This is a genomic window from Frankia sp. BMG5.23 (assembly GCF_000685765.2).
Lineage (GTDB): Bacteria > Actinomycetota > Actinomycetes > Frankiales > Frankiaceae > Frankia > Frankia casuarinae.
This window is the reverse complement of record NZ_JDWE01000022.1, coordinates 20,550-36,946: the sequence shown is the minus strand read 5'-3', so window position 1 is coordinate 36,946 and position 16,397 is coordinate 20,550. Positions and strand designations below refer to the sequence as shown.

Below are 16,397 nucleotides of genomic sequence, written 5' to 3'. Positions count from 1 at the left end.
GGGCCGACCCCGGGCGGGGTCGGCAGCCGGCTCGTCCGCCCGTCGTCCAGCGGCGGGGTGCCGCGTTGCGATCGTTCCGGTATGCGTGGCCCCGGCGGGGGACCTCCTTCCGACGGAGGCGGCACATGGGGAGGCGGCGGTGGTGGGCCCGACGTGGCGGGAAGCTTCCGGGTCTGCTCGCCGGCGGTCATGCGCGGAGCGCCGGGAGCGGGGAGGCGGTCTGCGGATCGCGGATACCGCTCGTCGCGGGAGCTCGCGGGATCGTCATGGCGCGGGTCCGGGTGGCGCGGGCCGTCATGGCGCGGGTCCGGGTGGCGCGGGCCGTCATAGCGCGCGCCGTCGTACCGTGGGTCGCCCTGCCGCCGGTCTTCATGGCGTGGCGCGTCGAACCGTGGCGCGTCGAACCGTGGCGCGTCGAACCGTGGCGCGCCACGGCGTCCGTCCGGGTCGACAGGATGGTCCCGTTCCGGATGGTCCCGTTCGGAGTGCCGGGGCCGGCGCGCGAGTCCCCGGTCCGGATCTGGCTGCTCCGGACGGGTCTGCCAGGGATAACCGGGATACGACTGGTCCGGGGGGAACCGGGCCGGGCGTTCGGCCGCCGGGTAGCCGTCCTCGTCGCAGTACCCGACATCGGGTGGGTCCCGGTCCGACGGTCCACCGCCGGTACCGCGATCACGCCGGGGGTCGGTAGCACCCCTGCGATGCCGGGCCCCAGGCCGGCCCTCCTCCTCGACCGGCGTCATGGGCCGCTCCGTCGCCGTCGGAAGGGAGCTGTGGCCGCCGAGTCGCCGGTGTCCTCCTGGCTGTCGAGGCCGTGGCGAAGGGTGTCTCGGTCCTGGTCGTCATAGCGCCGGACGGCCGTCCGTACCACCGGCGTCGTCGTAGTCGAGGTGGCGGCTTCGCGCTCGTCGTCGCCACTATGCCGGGTCGAGACCGAGGCGGCGGGGGTGAGCGGACCGGCGGGGGTGAGCGGACCGGCGGGGGTGAGCGGACCGGCGGGGGCGACCGGATCGACCTGGTTCACCTGGTTCACCTGGTTCACCGGGTAGAGCGGGGCAGTCGGCCCGGTCATAGCCTCGTGCGGACCCGCCGGTCTACCCAGGTCGTCCTCGGCCCCACGCAGGCGGGCCCGTAGCCGTCGCGCCAGGCGGATGATGACCGCCAGGAGCAGCACGCCGATGGCACCGATGGTGATCGCGGTCGCGATGGCGCCGTAGACGGTGGATCGGACGAGAACCCGGTTCGGTGGTTCCTTGGACAGCGCCTGCCCGTCGAGGTTGAGTTTGCGGATCTCGAGGGGAAACGTTCCCGCGCCTTCGGCCTCCATCCCGATCTCGACCTGAGCCTTCTGCCCTGGGGGAAGGCGGAGTGTCTGCCGGGCTGGCGAGCGCAGCCGGGACCGGTTGGTCGAAGAGAAGGCGAGCACCACAGTGACCTCGTATTGGGTGTTGTTCTCCAAGGTGATCGGGACCAGCCCACGTTTGCTCGTCAGGTTGACGCTGCGGGAGGCCACCACCTGGATTCCGTTGCGGATCGCGGACGCCTCCCCGTCCACCTGCTGGCTCAACGACACACCGTCAACCCTGCGGTCTCCCCGCCACGCGGCGGAGGCCGCCGTGACAAGCGCGTTCTTCATCGGGTTGATGAGCTGCAGCTGGCACCTGGGACCGCGCCTGGGTGGGCACAGCACGGGGCTCAGGGCCTGCACCTCGTCGAGGACGTCCTCGACGGCGGTGAGGTAGTTGGCCGGCAGTTCGCGGGCCTGTGCCTCGGCCGGGTAGACGAGCCGGCCCGGCCGGTCGGCCGGCCGGCCCTGGCCCCCGGCACCTGCGTCGAGTCCCACCGAGGTGGAGTAGCCGCTGGTGAGGGTGTCGAGTACCGACCGTGCCCAGTCGCTCGGCGGATCCCAGTCCCGGGGCAGCGCCAGGACCTGGAACCGTTGCTCGGGTCGTTCGGCGGTGATCATGCCGAGCTCGGCCCGCAGGCGTGCCAGGGCCGTCCCGAAGTCGGGACCGTCGGGCAGCCCGGTGTAGGCGGTTGCGATCCTGGTGAGCCGGCGGTCGGCCGCGAGCGCCTGGATCGGTCCGGCCGAGGTGGCGAGGCTGACGGTCGCTGACGGAGTATAGGTGATCTTCGTCGCGGGGGGTAGCAGCTGGTCATCGAGGATCACGGTCCCGACCTCCAGCTGGCGCAGTACGTCCACGGTGGTGGCGTCCGCCGACCCGTCGGCAGGGTATGCGATGGTGCCCTTCTGTAGAGGGGCACGCCCCAACAGTTGGGCCAGCACAACTTCGCCAGTCTTGACGGCGTACTTCATCGTGTCCAGCTTCCGGGCGTGGACGAGCGCGGTCAGATCGGCATCCCCGTAGGGCAGCGCGAACACCATGCCTCCGTGCTCGGCGAAGCGCACGATGTCGGAGAGAAAAAGGGCCGCATCGGCGTTCGCCTGCGCATGAACGGGCCCGCCCGGGGTGGCGTAGTCGTAGCCGCCCGGCTGCGCCATGATGGTCAGCGCCTGCACCAGGGTCGGATCGACGGCGAGCGTGACCGGCGGCGCGGCGGCGGTCAGCAGCCGGGACAGCCGGCCGCCCGGCTTCACCTCGTCCGCGAGCGCGTTGTCGGTCAGCCTGCCGTCCGAGCGCAGGCGCGGCTGATCTGCGATCGGCAGGACCGCTGCGATCGGCGTCCTCGGCTGCTGCGGATTCGGCGCCCAGACCAGGAAGGTGTAGGCCGCGCCGATCGGTGCCACGGCGCGGCCCCCGACGGAGCCGGTAATCCGTAGCTGGATCGGGTACACCCCCAGGCTCGGCGGCAGGTCCAGCGCGGCGCGATCGGTGGCGATCCGGAAGGGCACGGGCGCGGCACCCTGGGTGGGCGGGGCGGCCAGCGGCTGGGTGCCGTCGCCGTTCGCGAGGACCACCTGGCGGTAGCTGCGTGTTCTCGCCGTGGCCGGGTCATCGGTCAGGGTGGCCAGCTGCCCGCGTGAGGTCACCCTGGCGCCTATCCACAGGCTCATGGAGAGGTGGGCCAGCGGCTCCCCGACCGTGGTGATGAGCTGGCCGCTGACGGAGAGCATGGTCGAGCCCCCCGGGGTGGGGGGACTTACCTCATCCAGATCGATCGTCACCGGGTTCGGCGAACCACCGGGCCTGGCTGCCGTGTTATCCGGAGTGATAGATGGCAAATTATTCGATTTATCGGTGGATGAAGATGCGGAAGATCGTGGTGTTCTTGTAGATGAACCGTGGTGGGTAACCGGTTCGACGAGGACTCCCCCGGCCGACGCGGGGGCCGAAGCCGAAGCCGAGGCCGCGCAGACCCCGGGCACGGCCACGGCGAACAGGGCCAGCGCCGCGAGCATCGCCGCCCAACGAGGTCCACGACGGCGCCGCCCGGGTCCCTTCTCACGCATCGTCACAGCCTGTCCCGCTCATCCGAACAGCCTGTCTCACTCATCCGAAGTCTGTCGATGCGGTCGTGTGGTCATGCGGTCGTGTGGTCATGCGGTCGTAGTCAGCAGGGTGGGCACCTCGTGGATCAGGCGGCGTTCATCGGCGTACGCGAGGCTGCCGGTCACCTGGGTCAACAGCACCCACTCCGCCGCCCGGCGCAACGGCGCGCGACCGGTGGTGGAGGTCGGCGGCGGCATGGGTTGATCGTACGAGCCCCCGGCGACCAGCCGGCCCGCCTGTCCGGAACGCCGGGGTTACGGCTTGGTTCCGCTAGGCCCTCCCCGGTTGGACGCCGAGGGTTGGACGCCGAGAAATCATGATCATTGTTTCGGGTCCACGTGCCGGATCACCGGCGGTGAGGCCGTAACCTGAAGGTGTGTCAGTGATCAGTCTGGACAATCCGCGAGACTCGGCCGAACGGGTGGTGAGTGAGCTGTTGAGGGTGCCGCCGGCCGCCGATGAGCTTGGCCGCGTCTTCACCGCGAACGGCTACCTCCTTCACCTCGTCGGTGGTTCGGTACGGGACGCCCTGCTCGGCAGGCCGGCATCCGCTGTGTCCGGGGCCGTACCGGCCGATCTCGACTTTGCCACGGACGCCCGCCCCGAGCGGGTTCTGGAGATCACCCGAGGATGGGCGGAGGCGACCTGGGAGGCCGGAATCGCCTTCGGCACGGTCGGGCTCGCTCGGCACGGTGTCCGGTTCGAGATCACTACCTACCGTAGCGAGGCGTACGACCGGAAGTCCCGCAATCCGGCCGTGACCTACGGCGACAGCCTGGAGGCGGACCTGTCCCGGCGGGACTTCACCGTGAATGCGATGGCGGTGTCCGTGCCCGGCCATGACTTCGTCGACCTGTTCGGCGGGATGGCAGATCTCGCCCGCGGCGTGCTGCGTACCCCCGCAAGCCCCGAGGCGTCGTTCGACGACGACCCGCTGCGCATCCTGCGGGCCGCCAGGTTCGAGGCGGCCCTGGGCCTCACCCCGGTACCCGAGCTGGTCGCGGCGATGCGCTCGCGGGCCGATCGGCTCGCGGTCGTCTCCCCCGAGCGGATCCGCGACGAACTGCGCAAGCTCATGTCGGCTCCCGACCCGGTCGCCGGTCTGGAGCGGTTGGTCGAGGTCGGGATCGCCGACATCGTGCTGCCCGAGGTGTCCGCCATGCGGATGGAGATCGACGAGCACCACCAGCACAAGGACGTCTACGCCCACACCATGACGGTGCTGCGTCAGGCGATGACCCTGGAGGAGCCGGGGGAGCCGGACGAGGTGCTGCGCTGGGCCGCGCTGCTGCATGACATCGGCAAGCCGCGGACCCGCCGGCACATGACGGGTGGGCGGGTGTCCTTCCACCACCATGAGGTCGTCGGCCGGGACATGGCCCGCCGCCGGCTCGCGGCGCTGCACTTCCCCAAGGACGTGACTGACGCGGTCTGCCGGCTTGTCTACCTGCACCTGCGCTTCCACGGATACGGGGCGGGCGAGTGGACCGACGCCGCCGTACGCCGCTACGTGCACGACGCGGGTCCTCAGCTCTCCCGGCTGCACAAGCTGGTCCGCTCGGACTGTACGACCCGCAACCGGCGCAAGGCCGCGGCGTTGTCCCGGACGTACGACTCGCTCGAGGAGCGGATCGCCGAGCTCGCCGCGCGCGAGGAGATCGCCGCGATCCGGCCGGAGCTTTCCGGGGACGACATCATGGTGCTGCTGGGGCTGCCACCGTCCCGGTTGGTGGGCCAGGCCCGGTCGCACATGCTGGAGTTCCGCTTCGAGCACGGGATCGTCGGCCGGGAGGCCGCCGAGGCCGAACTGTTCCGGTGGGCCCGGGAGCACGAGGTGCCCGTCCCCGGTGATGCGCCCGTCCCCGGTGAGCTCACGCCTCGGCGGGGGTGACGGGCCTGGGCTGACCGTCCGGGCCAGGGCGGTCAGCCGGTCGTGCCGATCCGGGCTCGCCGATGTGACGGATGATCCGGTCTTCCGGATGGCGGTGGGCGGCCCGGTAGTACAGGATCCCGGCGAGCGCGTAGCCGGCCCCGGCTACCAGGACCACCGGAACGGACCGGCCCTCGTCCGGCAGGACCACGGCGGCCACCGCCGCGGCCGCCACGAAGGCGACATTGAACAGCAGGTCGTAGAGCGAGAAGGCGCGACCGCGGTAGGCGTCGTCGGTCTCCTCCTGCACGATGGTGTCCACGCAGATCTTGCTGGCCTGTGCGGAAAACCCGAGCAACGCTCCCGCGACGATGAACAGCGTCGAGGAGAAGGGTAGCCCGAGCGCGACCTCGACGACCCCGCCGAGTACCAGGACGAGGGCGATCCAGCTCGACTTCGGCATGCGCCGCGTGACGCGGGGAGTCGCGAGCGCGGCGCTGATCGTGCCGGCTCCACTGGCGGCGACGACGGCGGCGAGTCCCGCGAGCCCGCCTTCCGAGCCGGTGAAGTAGTTGCGATACAGCAACACCGTCATCACGAGGATCAGGCCGTAGGCGGCCCGCGAGGTGGTGAGGGCGGCGAGCGCCCGCCGGGCCGGCCCGTGGTTCACCAGATAGCGGGCGCCGTCGAGCATGTCGGCGACGACCTGGGTGGTCTGCGCCCAGGCGCCCTGCCAGGCCATCGTCTCCAGCGGACCGAAGTCGCTCCGCCCCGCCCGCGCCGCGGTGGCGGCGGCTACAAGGTAGGTGAGAGCCGCCAGAGCGGCGACGAACGCCACCGCCCCGTCCTCGCCGCCGATCAGCCCGCGCAGTCCGCTGCCGACACCGGCTCCGGCGAGCGTCGCGACGGTGCCGGAGGTGACGGACAAGGCGTTCGCCGTGACAAGCCGGTCGAGGCCGACCACGACCGGGAGCCCGGCGGACAGCGCCGCCAGCACGAAGCGGTTCATGCTCACCGAAGCCAGTGCCACCGCGTAGAAGTCGAGGCCCGTCTGGCCGGTGGCGATCAGAGCGACCAGGATGCCCATCAACAGCATCCGGACGAGTGAGCAGACCACCAGAACCCGCTGGCGGGACACGCGATCGAGCACGATGCCGGCGAAGGGTCCGATGACGCTGAACGGCAGCACAACGATCGCGAGCGACGCGGCCAGGGCCGCCGCTGAGGTCGCCCGTTCGGGAGAGAACAGCACATAGCTGACGAGGCTCGCCTGGAAGACGCCGTCGGCGGCCTGGGAGGTGAGCCTGGACGCGTAGAGCATCCGGAACCCACGATCGTGCAGCAGCTCACGAAGGTTCTCCGCCCGGGCCACGTCGTCAGCCTAGGACCAGACTGGTCGGCTCGGGGCACAAGGTCCGGCCGCCCCCCTCCGGGCGGCCGGACCTTGTGTTTCCGACCGGGTCCGCTGGCCGGCCGATCCGACGAGGAGGACCCGACGAGAAAGATGAGGACGACGAGGAATCAGCCCTCGATCAGCCCTCGTCGCGGATGAACGCCTCCACCCGGTCCCGGGCCTCGTTGTCGCGGTACTGCTCCGGCGGGGACTTCATGAAGTAGGAGGAGGCGGAGAGGACCGGGCCGCCGATGCCCCGGTCGAGTGCGATCTTGGCGCAGCGCACCGCGTCGATGACCACCCCGGCGCTGTTGGGGGAGTCCCATACCTCAAGCTTGTACTCGAGGTTCAGCGGCACGTCGCCGAAGGCACGTCCCTCGAGGCGGACATAGGCCCACTTGCGGTCGTCCAGCCAGGCGACGTAGTCCGACGGCCCGATGTGCACGTTGTCCTTGCCGAGGTCGTGGGAGACTTGGGAGGTCACGGCCTGCGTCTTGGAGATCTTCTTGGACTCCAGCCGCTCGCGTTCCAACATGTTCTTGAAGTCCATGTTGCCGCCGACGTTGAGCTGCATGGTCCGATCCAGGATCACGCCGCGGTCCTCGAAGAGCTTCGCCAGAACCCGGTGGGTGATGGTCGCGCCGACCTGTGACTTGATGTCGTCGCCGACGATCGGCACGCCTGCCGCGCGGAACTTCTCCGCCCACTCGGGCACCCCGGCAATGAACACCGGCAGGCAGTTGATGAAGGCGACGCCGGCGTCGATGGCGCACTGGGCGTAGAACTTCGCGGCGTCCTCGGAGCCGACCGGCAGGTAGCAGACGAGTACGTCGGCACGGGTCTCCCGCAGGGTTGCGACGACGTCAACCGGCGGTTCGTCCGACTCCTCGATGGTCTCCCGGTAGTAGCGGCCGAGGCCGTCGAGGGTGTGGCCGCGGCCGACGGTGACCCCGAGTGGGGGGACGTCCGCGATCTTGATGGTGTTGTTCTCGCTGGCGGCGATGGCCTCGGAGAGGTCGCGGCCGACTTTCTTCGCGTCCACGTCGAACGCGGCGACGAATGTCAGGTCCGAGACGTGGTACTCGCCCAGCCGCACGTGCATCAGCCCGGGGACCCGGGCTGACGGGTCGGCATCGCGGTAGTACTCGATCCCCTGGACCAGCGAGACAGCGCAGTTGCCTACGCCGACAATGGCGACACGTACCGAGCCCATGATGGTCTGCTCCTTAGCTGAGATCTTCGTGGAAGTGGGTCATATGGGGCACGCAGCTCCGCCGCGGCATTCCCGATCATGCTGGTCGGGAACAGGGACCCGCTACGGGATGACGTTCATCGGGTGGTCGGGACCTCGCCGTCGGGGTCCTGGCCGGCTGTCCGCGGGGCCCGCCTGCTCCGGCCACGCCTGTTCACGTTCACGTTCAGGTGCGCGTCGCCGTCGGCAGGCGTGCCGCCATCCCGTGCGCGCGGGTCGTCCTGGCGGTCCGCCTGCGCCGGAGGGCTTCCCGGCCCGCTTGGGCGGGCTGGTTCGACGACGGGTACCCCCGGCTGCACGGATCCTGTGGACGGGGTTGTGGGCAAACCTGTGGATCCTGTGGACAACTGTGGTCCCTGGGTGCCGACGGGGGTGCCGGCGCGTTCGGTCTCGATCAGCTCGTTCAGCCAGCGGACCTCACGTTCGACCGATTCCAGGCCGTGGCGCTGCAACTCGAGTGTGTAGGAGTCGAAACGCTCGACGGTCCGGGTCAGGGCCGATCGAACCTTCTCCCGGCGCTCCTCGAGCCGCCCGCGGCGACCTTCGAGGATGCGGAGGCGGACAGCGGCGTCCGTCTTCGAGAAGAAGGCGAAGCGCACGCCGAACATCTCGTCTTCCCAGGACGACGGTCCGCCCTCGCCCAGCAGGTCCGCGAGCTTCTCCTTGCCCTCGCCCGTCAAGGTGTAGACGACCCGACTGCGCCCGCCGAGACGGCTCGCGGCGCCGACGTCGTCCGCGGTGACGTAGCCGGCGGACGCGAGACGACGCAGACAGGGATAGAGCGAGCCGTAGCTGAACCGGTGGAACGCGCCGAGGAGCGCCGCGAGCCGTTTGCGCAGTTCATAGCCGTGCATAGGGCTCTCGGAGAGCAGGGCGAGGACCGCCAGCTCCAGCATGATCCACCCCTTCTCGACCGTGATGCCCCGTGATGCCCCGTGATGCCCCGTGATGCCCCGTGATGCCCTGCCGACCGTTCCGCGGGCCGTGGTGGACCACGGCCCGCGGAACGGTCAGCTCGACATATCGGAGCGATACATCGAGGATAGACGTCGCGGGACGAGCACCGCAACCAGGAATGACCAGTCGGCGACCGGGAGATGACAGATAGGCGCCCTGCCGGTGCATCCCGACCCCTGCCGGACCATCGGTCCCGCGCGGCCAGATCCCGGTGCGGGCGGGCTCACACTGTCATCCGGATCACAGTCGGGATGTGGAGCTGGGAGACCGGTTTGGCGGCTGTGCGGACCGTCTGTGCGGACCGTCTGTCTGGAAGCCGGCTCCGGCGTACCGTTGCTGGCATGCGTCCGCGGTCGGTCATCGACTACGCGCTCGCCCGCCGGGCGACGCTGGCGGATCTCTTCGCGGGCAGGATCTCGTCGTTGGATGTCTGCGACGCGCATCCTTATCTGCTGCGGGCGGCCAGGTACCACGGTGAGCGGACCACGAAGCGATGCCCGGTCTGCCGAGGCGGCGATCCGCTCATCCATGTCACCTACGCCTACGGCGACGAGCTCGGGGAGAGCTCCGGGCGGGTTCGCACCACCAGGGAGCTCCCCGCGCTCGCGTCGAGGTACAGCGAGCTGCGGATCTATGTGGTGGAGGTGTGTCCGCCCTGTGGCTGGAACCACCTGGTCACTTCTTATGTGATCGGGACGGGGGAGCCGAGGGCGAAGAAGCAGATCCGGCGGCGGACCGCGGACCGCTGACGGCTGGTCGTCCCCGAGAGGCGCAAAGGACGCCCTGCGCGAGGGGGCGGAATTCGGCGTGAGACCCTGGTCTGCCATGTGGGTCTCATGGCAGGTCCTGGCGTCGCATCCGCCATGGGCTGACCTCGTCACAGCCTCGCCGGGTGAATGCGGCGAGTGAGCGAACATCACGTAGTCGGCCCCGGTCCGATGGTGGACCGGTGGTCGCCGGGATCGTGCACGGTCCGGGCCGAGACGGGCCGGTTCTGTAGATCCTGTGGAAATCGGACCTTCGGTGATGGTTGGGGGCGCCGGCCCGTCTCCTGCGGCGGTCCGGATACCGGGGAGTCCCGCGGCGACGGATGGAGCGGTTGGTGAGCTCTCCCTACGATCAGGGCTCTAGTCGGGGTGGTCCTGCACCTGACCGAGCATGGCCTAACCCGGACGGCCAGTCCCGGGTACCCGCGGACCGGGTACCCCCGGACCGGGTACCCCCGGACCGCGCCCGGCGGCCGGAGCAGGCCAGGCCCGGCCAGGCCCAGCCAGGCCAGGCCCGGGCAGGCCAGGCCCGGGCAGGCCAGGCCCGGGCAGGCCAGGCCCAGGGACGCCGGCTGGTGCCGCCGACGGGCCGGCCCACCGGCGGGAGAGGGGAACGCACCGCTCTCGTGCCACCCGCGGCTCCCTCCGCCGCGGCGAGGACGAACACGCCGCCGGACGGTGGGACCGGTCGGGGTGCCGGTGCCACCGTCGGGGGGTGGGTGCCGGACCGTGGCATCGGGAAGTCCGACGCGCCCGGCCGTGAACCGTCCAGCGCTCGTCCCGGCATGCCCGTCGGCGAGGCGACCGGTCGTCGCCGAGGCGGCGGCGCGCCCTCCGGTCGGGCGACCCCCACCCGGCGGGTTCCCGGCCGTGGGTTCTCCGATCGGACCGCCTCTGACCGCGGCGTCCCCGATCGTGGGCCGGACCAACCGGCAGACCGGACAGCCGGCGAGGTCAACACCCTGTACGACACCGTCGACCAGGAAGCCCTACGACGGGTCGATGTCCGGGAACGCACCGTGGACGCCACCGTTTACCACAAGGTGATGCCGGAGCGGGACTCCCGGAATGGCCGCCGCAACGGTGTGTCGGACCGCGACCGCATGACCGAGGTGACGCCCGCTCAGCGGGTGGCCGGTCGGCGCGACCTCACCCGCGCCACCGAACTGATGGCCGTCCGGAGCCGGGCACGGGAGGGAGACGGATCGGCCGCTACCCGCCGGATGGCGGGTGGGCGACCGGGCGCGGATCGGATCGAGCCCCGCCGGACCGGTCCAGGCCGGCCCGGTCCAGGCCGGGCCGGCCCGGGCCGATCCTCCCGGGCGGAGATGGGTGTCCCGGGCGGGGCGGGAGGACCCGGGCGCCGCAACGGGAAGGCCCCCCGGCCGGGCCAGGGGCGACACGGCCCGATGTGGTGGCGACGGCGCCCGCGCTGGCTGCGCCGTCTGGTCTTCGCCAGCTTCTTCTCCGGTCTTCTCCTGTTCGCCGCCGGCATCGGCGTCATCTACGCGGCGACCCGGGTCCCGCTGCCTGCCGAGGTGAAGACGGACCAGACGTCGATCATCTTCTACGGACCGCCGGCCGGCTCGCACCAGGACAACGGTGAGGAGCTTGCCCGGATCGGCACCGTGAACCGCACCGACGTGCCGCTCGCCGAAGTGTCCGTGGACATGCAGCACGCGGTGCTCGCGGCCGAGGACAAGAACTTCTATCACGAACCCGGTATCTCTCCCAAGGGCATTGCCCGGGCGCTCTACGTGAACGTCACCGGCGGGGAGCTGCAGGGTGGTTCGACCATCACCCAGCAGTACGCCAAGAACGCGTACCTGTCGCAGGAGCGGACCTTCACCCGCAAGATGCGCGAGATCGTGCTCGCGGTGAAGCTGGGCCAGAAGTACTCCAAGGGACAGATCCTGGAGTTCTACCTGAATACGATCTACTTCGGCCGGGGCGCCTACGGTATCGAAGCGGCGGCGAAAGCCTACTTCAACACCTCGGCCGCCAAACTCACCCCCGCCCAGGGGGCGGTCATCGCGGGCCTGATCCGATCACCCAACTACCTCGACCCGGCCAAGAACCCGGGTCCGGCGGCGAACCGCTGGCACGACGTGGTCGCGACGATGGTCGCCGAGGGCTGGGCTCCGCCGGGGCTCGCCCAGCAGAGCCCCCCACCCGTGGCCGCGAAGGCGCAGGACGCCGCCGCCTCGTCCGACCAGATCGCGTACATCCGCGATCAGGTCAAACGTGAGCTTACGACCGTCGGGAAGATCACCGAGGATCAGATCAACCGCGGTGGACTGCGCATCACGACCACGATCGACAAGGGGCGGCAGTTCAAGGCCTTCCAGGCGGTGAGCGACGTGCTGGGCCCGGCGTACGCCGCCGTGCCGGATCTGCGTACCGGGCTCACCGCGATAGAACCCGGGACCGGCAGGATCCTCGCCTGGTACGGCGGGTCGCTCTACGGCAAGGACGCACAGGGCCACGAGCAGTACGTCGACAACGTGTCAGGGGCGCAGGTGCAGTCCGCCTCCACCTTCAAGACGATCACTCTGGTCGCCGCGTTGCGTCAGAACATCAACCTCAAGTCGACCTTCGCCGCTCCCGCCAAGATCACACTGCCGGGGAATTACGTGGTCAGCAACGACGAGGGTGAGGCGGGCGATCTCGGATACAAGAACCTCATCGAGGCGACGGCGGGCTCCATCAACACGGTGTACGTACCGCTGGGGCAGAACATCGGCGTCTCGAACATCATCAAGACCGCGCGCGACCTTGGCATCCCGGCCAGTACCCAGCTGCGCAACGAAGCGGGTATCACGCTGGGCCAGGACGACGTGCACGCGGTGGATATGACCACGGTCTACGCGACCCTCGCCGGCGCCGGAGTGCGGGCCACACCGCACATCGTGGACAAGGTGGTCGACGGCAACGGGCAGGTGATCTATTCGGGTACCCCGGATGTGAAGCAGGTCATCCCGGCCACGGTGGCCCGCGACGCCACGTACGCCCTGCAGAGCGTGTTGACGGATTCGAGTGGCACCGGAAAGCGGGCCCGGCTGGACGGCGGGCGGGAGGCCGCCGGCAAGACCGGGACGTCGACCAACTTCCGGTCGGCCTGGTTCTGCGGGTACACCAGGGAACTCGCGTCCTGCGTGAACATGTTCCGGGGCAAGGGCACCGAGCAGGATGTGCTGAAGGGCATTCCCGGCGCCGAGAAGGGCGTCTACGGGGGTACCTACCCGGCCAAGGTGTGGAAGGCGTTCATGGACGCCGCGCTGACGGGGGTGCCGCCGTCGAAGTTCGATCCGCCGGCCTTCGGTGGCCTCGTGCAGGATAACGAGCCCGAGCCGACTCCCACACCCACCCCGGCGCCGAGCGCCTCATCGAGCCAGCCCGGCGATACCGGCGTCAACCTGGGCGATCTCCTGAACCCCAGTGGCAACGGCAACGGCGGTGGTCAGCAGCAGGGTGCCGGCCAGGCGGGCCGGCCGGCTCGACAGACGGGGATCTTCTCCGACCCGTTCAACTGACCGGGAGGTCGAGTTCAGTGCTGGTCATGGGCTGTCATGGGGCGAGAATGACGGGCATGGCCATGTCCCCGGCGTCCCCCGTCCGCGTCAGCCCGGCCCGGGAGGACCCGGTCGTCGCGGGGGCAAGCCAGCTCATCGGTGGGCCGCCGGGTGAGCACGCGGCCGTGCCCGACCGGCGTGGTTGGCTGACCCCGCTGCGGGTGCTGATGGCAATGGTCATCGTGGCCGGGGTCCTCGGCTACACCCAGAAGATCAGTTGCCGGGACACCCGGAACTGGACGCATGAGCACCAGTACACGGCGTTGTGCTACTCCGACATCGTCGCGTTGTACAGCCAGGAGGGGCTGGTCGACGGGAAGATCCCCTATCTGGACTACCCGACGGAATATCCGCCGTTGATCGGCGCCACCATGCAGCTCGTCGCCTGGCCGGCCGGTCTCGCGAACGGACCGCGGGCGGTCTACCGGGAGGAGAACGGCGAGCGCGTCTTCGACCATTACACGATGGACATGCGGTCGGCCGTCTTCTACGACCTCACCGCCCTGCTGTTCCTGATCGTGGCCTCGGTCGCGGTGTGCTGCACCGCGCTGGCGGCCGGATCGAGGCGGATCTGGGACGCCGCTCTGTTCGCGCTGGCGCCGACCCTCGTGCTGCATCTGCTGACGAACTGGGACATCATCGCGGTGGCGTTCGCGGCGGGCGGCCTGCTTGCCTGGTCCAGACGGGCTCCGAAGCTCGCCGGGATGCTAATCGGACTCGGCATCCTCACGAAGCTCTATCCGGCCCTGTTCCTGCTAGGGTTGGCCTTTCTCTGCCTCCGGGCCGGGAGGCTGCGCGAACTGGCCCGGACCGTCTGCGCGGCGGCGGTGACGGTGCTGGTGGTCATCGTCCCGCTATGGCTGACCGCCGGCTACTTCAACGCGGAGAACGCCCGCGTCGGCGACAGCATCTGGTCGACCTTCTGGCGAGGTGGTGACTGGATCCGGCTGGTCGGTGGTGGTCCGGACGGGGCCCGCAACGCCATCGCCCGGTTCTTCGATCTGAACTCCGACCGCGGCGCCGACTGGGACTCGCTGGCGTTCGGCGCGACCTGGCTTGCCGGCCGCTACGACCCGGCCTGGTTCGGAGCACTGCACCTGGTGGTCTCCGCGCTCACTGCCGTCGTCCTCGTCGCGGTGGCCGCGGCCGCGATCCATCATCGGCCCGATGCGCGCCGGCTGGTCATCGCGGCGGCCGCGGCCGGCTGGGTGACGATCGTCGTCGCCCTCCCGATGATCCTGCAGGGCTTGCGGAACAACGGCCTGCCCATCTCCACGTTGAACATCATCACTGGGGCGGCCCTGCTGGTCTCGGTGGTCGCCATCGGGTTACTCACCTGGCTCGCACCGCGCCGGCCCCGTCTGCCGCAGGTGCTGTTCCTGCTCGTCGTCGCCTTCCTGCTGACCAACAAGGTCTTCTCACCCCAGTACACGATCTGGCTGCTACCGCTGGCGGCACTGGCTCGGCCCCGATGGAGGCTGTTCCTGCTGTGGCAGGTCTGCGAGGCGTGGGTGCTGTTCACCCGATTCATGCACTTCATCTACAACGACACGCAGGGTCGTCACGGCATCGACCGGGGATGGTTCGTCGGCGCGGTGGCCCTGCGCGACCTGGTGCTGCTCGTCCTGGCCGGATTCGTCGTCCGGGAGATCCTGCATCCGCATACCGACATCGTGCGGACCGGCGGAATGGCGTACCCGGGTGATCCGCGTGTCGCGGTCGGCTCCGCTGCCGTCGGCGATCCGGACGCCGTTGACGACCCTGCGGGCGGGGTGCTGGACCATGCCCCCGATGTCCGCGGCGGCCGGCCGGCGTGGGTTACGGCGGCGGCCACCGGCGAGCCGGCCGGAGGCCCGGGCGCCGGCAGCGCCGACGGGGCCGGGTCCGGCGGTGCATGATCCGATCGGGCCGGGGATGGTCCGAGCGGCCTGGGCCCGGCTGCCGGAGCCGGTCCGGGCCACGCTGCCGATCTGGTTCGGGAGCCGGGTCGCGGTCGCCCTGCTGGCGCTCGCCGCCGCGCGGGTCCTTACCTCGGCGCCGGCGCGAAACGCTCCCGGCCTGCGCACGCTCTGGGACCGGTGGGATGTCGGCCTGTTCACGAAGGTCGCCCGGTACGGTTATCTCTCCCCCGCCTACTCGGACCGGACAGAAGTCGACTTTCCCGGCCTCCCGATCGCGATGCGGATCGTCCATATTGTCGTTCCGGACTGGATTGTCGCGGGTCTGGTCGTGTCGTTCCTCGCCGGTGCGGTCGCGGTCGCCGCGCTGTGGCGGTTGGCCGCGGACGAGGTCGGCAAGTCCGCGGCGCGGTTCGCCGTCCTCAGCCTCATCTGCTTCCCCTACGCGGTGTTCCTGTTCGCCGCCTATTCGGAGGGCATCTTCCTGGGGTTCGCGACGGCGTCCTGGCTGGCGGCACGTCGCAGCCGCTGGTGGTTGGCCGGCCTGCTGGGCGCCGGGGCGGCATCCGCCAGGATCAGTGGTATTCCCTTCGGGGTCGCGTTGGCCGTGCAGTACGTCGCGAGCCGGCGCTCCGCCGGCCTCCCGGTGTTCGCCCGGCCGGCGTTGTCGCTGGGGCTTCCACCCATCCCCGTCCTCGCCTACCTGGGCTATCTCAGGATTCGCACCGGGGGCTGGGGCTCCTACACGGACGCGATGCGGGACGGCTGGCACCGAGGCCTCGACTGGCCCTGGTCGGGCTGGACCGCCACCTGGGCATCGGCCACGGATGGCAACGGTGCGTCGACCTTCGTCTGGTTCTGGCGCGGGGAACTGCTCGCGGTGGTCGTCGGGGTACTGCTGACCATCATCCTGCTGGCCGGGAGACGGTGGGGTGAGGCGACCTTCCTCGGCGTGATGACCGTGATAATGGCCTGCACGAATTATTATGCATCGGGAATCCGTGGAATTTTAGTGGCCTTTCCGTTGTATCTGATGCTCGCGCGAGCCGCCGCGCGGCAGAGCTGGGTACAGTCGGTATATCTATGTACCGGTACGCCGATCATGGCAGCCCTGGTCGTCGCCTTCACGCAGGGACAGTGGGTGGACTAGCCTTTCCCCGCATGGCGCCTTCGGCGCAATGCGGGGGCCCCTGGCATCGGGGGCCGTGCGGGGTTTCCGTCGCCTCGCCTTCGGCG

9 protein-coding genes and 1 pseudogene are annotated in these 16,397 nt (G+C 70.1%); 5 read left to right on the top strand and 5 right to left on the bottom strand.

Going from position 1 to position 16,397, the window contains the following annotated elements:
• Positions 1–739: 739 nt before the first annotated feature.
• Entirely contained in the window at positions 740–3,412 is a 2,673-nt protein-coding gene (locus BMG523DRAFT_RS12090; RefSeq protein WP_043591211.1) for a DUF6049 family protein, read from the bottom strand.
• Positions 3,413–3,499: 87 nt separating this feature from the next.
• Entirely contained in the window at positions 3,500–3,649 is a 150-nt protein-coding gene (locus BMG523DRAFT_RS25300) for a hypothetical protein (protein ID WP_023839965.1), read from the bottom strand.
• A 185-nt stretch (positions 3,650–3,834) separates the two neighbouring features.
• Here BMG523DRAFT_RS25300 and BMG523DRAFT_RS12085 point away from each other — a divergent pair, with 185 nt between their 5' ends.
• Positions 3,835–5,343: a CCA tRNA nucleotidyltransferase gene (locus BMG523DRAFT_RS12085; protein ID WP_011438885.1), complete on the top strand. Its 1,509-nt coding sequence runs from the start codon at positions 3,835–3,837 to the stop codon at positions 5,341–5,343.
• Here the strand turns inward: BMG523DRAFT_RS12085 and BMG523DRAFT_RS12080 are convergent.
• From BMG523DRAFT_RS12080 to BMG523DRAFT_RS12070, 3 genes and pseudogenes are all read right to left on the bottom strand, one after another.
• Positions 5,324–6,694: an MFS transporter gene (locus BMG523DRAFT_RS12080; RefSeq protein ID WP_043591198.1), complete on the bottom strand. Its 1,371-nt coding sequence runs from the start codon at positions 6,692–6,694 to the stop codon at positions 5,324–5,326. The genes BMG523DRAFT_RS12085 and BMG523DRAFT_RS12080 overlap by 20 nt on opposite strands.
• A gap of 160 nt (positions 6,695–6,854) precedes the next feature.
• On the bottom strand, positions 6,855–7,928 hold the full coding sequence (locus tag BMG523DRAFT_RS12075) for an inositol-3-phosphate synthase (RefSeq protein WP_011438883.1): 1,074 nt from the start codon (positions 7,926–7,928) through the stop codon (positions 6,855–6,857).
• 344 nt (positions 7,929–8,272) lie between these two features.
• Positions 8,273–8,863 (bottom strand): annotated as a pseudogene (locus BMG523DRAFT_RS12070) (PadR family transcriptional regulator); the annotation flags it as partial.
• Positions 8,864–9,265: 402 nt separating this feature from the next.
• Here BMG523DRAFT_RS12070 and BMG523DRAFT_RS12065 point away from each other — a divergent pair.
• From BMG523DRAFT_RS12065 to BMG523DRAFT_RS12050, 4 genes are all read left to right on the top strand, one after another.
• The gene (locus BMG523DRAFT_RS12065; RefSeq protein ID WP_011438881.1) at positions 9,266–9,673 is read left to right on the top strand and encodes a DUF5318 family protein; all 408 of its coding nucleotides are present in this window, start codon (positions 9,266–9,268) and stop codon (positions 9,671–9,673) included.
• A 353-nt stretch (positions 9,674–10,026) separates the two neighbouring features.
• The gene (locus BMG523DRAFT_RS12060) at positions 10,027–13,224 is read left to right on the top strand and encodes a transglycosylase domain-containing protein (protein ID WP_011438880.1); all 3,198 of its coding nucleotides are present in this window, start codon (positions 10,027–10,029) and stop codon (positions 13,222–13,224) included.
• Between the two features lie 56 nt (positions 13,225–13,280).
• Positions 13,281–15,161 carry a glycosyltransferase 87 family protein gene (locus tag BMG523DRAFT_RS12055; RefSeq protein WP_308726836.1) on the top strand — a complete coding sequence of 627 codons (1,881 nt, stop codon included), beginning with the start codon at positions 13,281–13,283 and terminating at the stop codon, positions 15,159–15,161.
• Between the two features lie 16 nt (positions 15,162–15,177).
• Entirely contained in the window at positions 15,178–16,311 is a 1,134-nt protein-coding gene (locus BMG523DRAFT_RS12050) for a hypothetical protein (RefSeq protein WP_023839969.1), read from the top strand.
• Positions 16,312–16,397 lie beyond the last annotated feature (86 nt).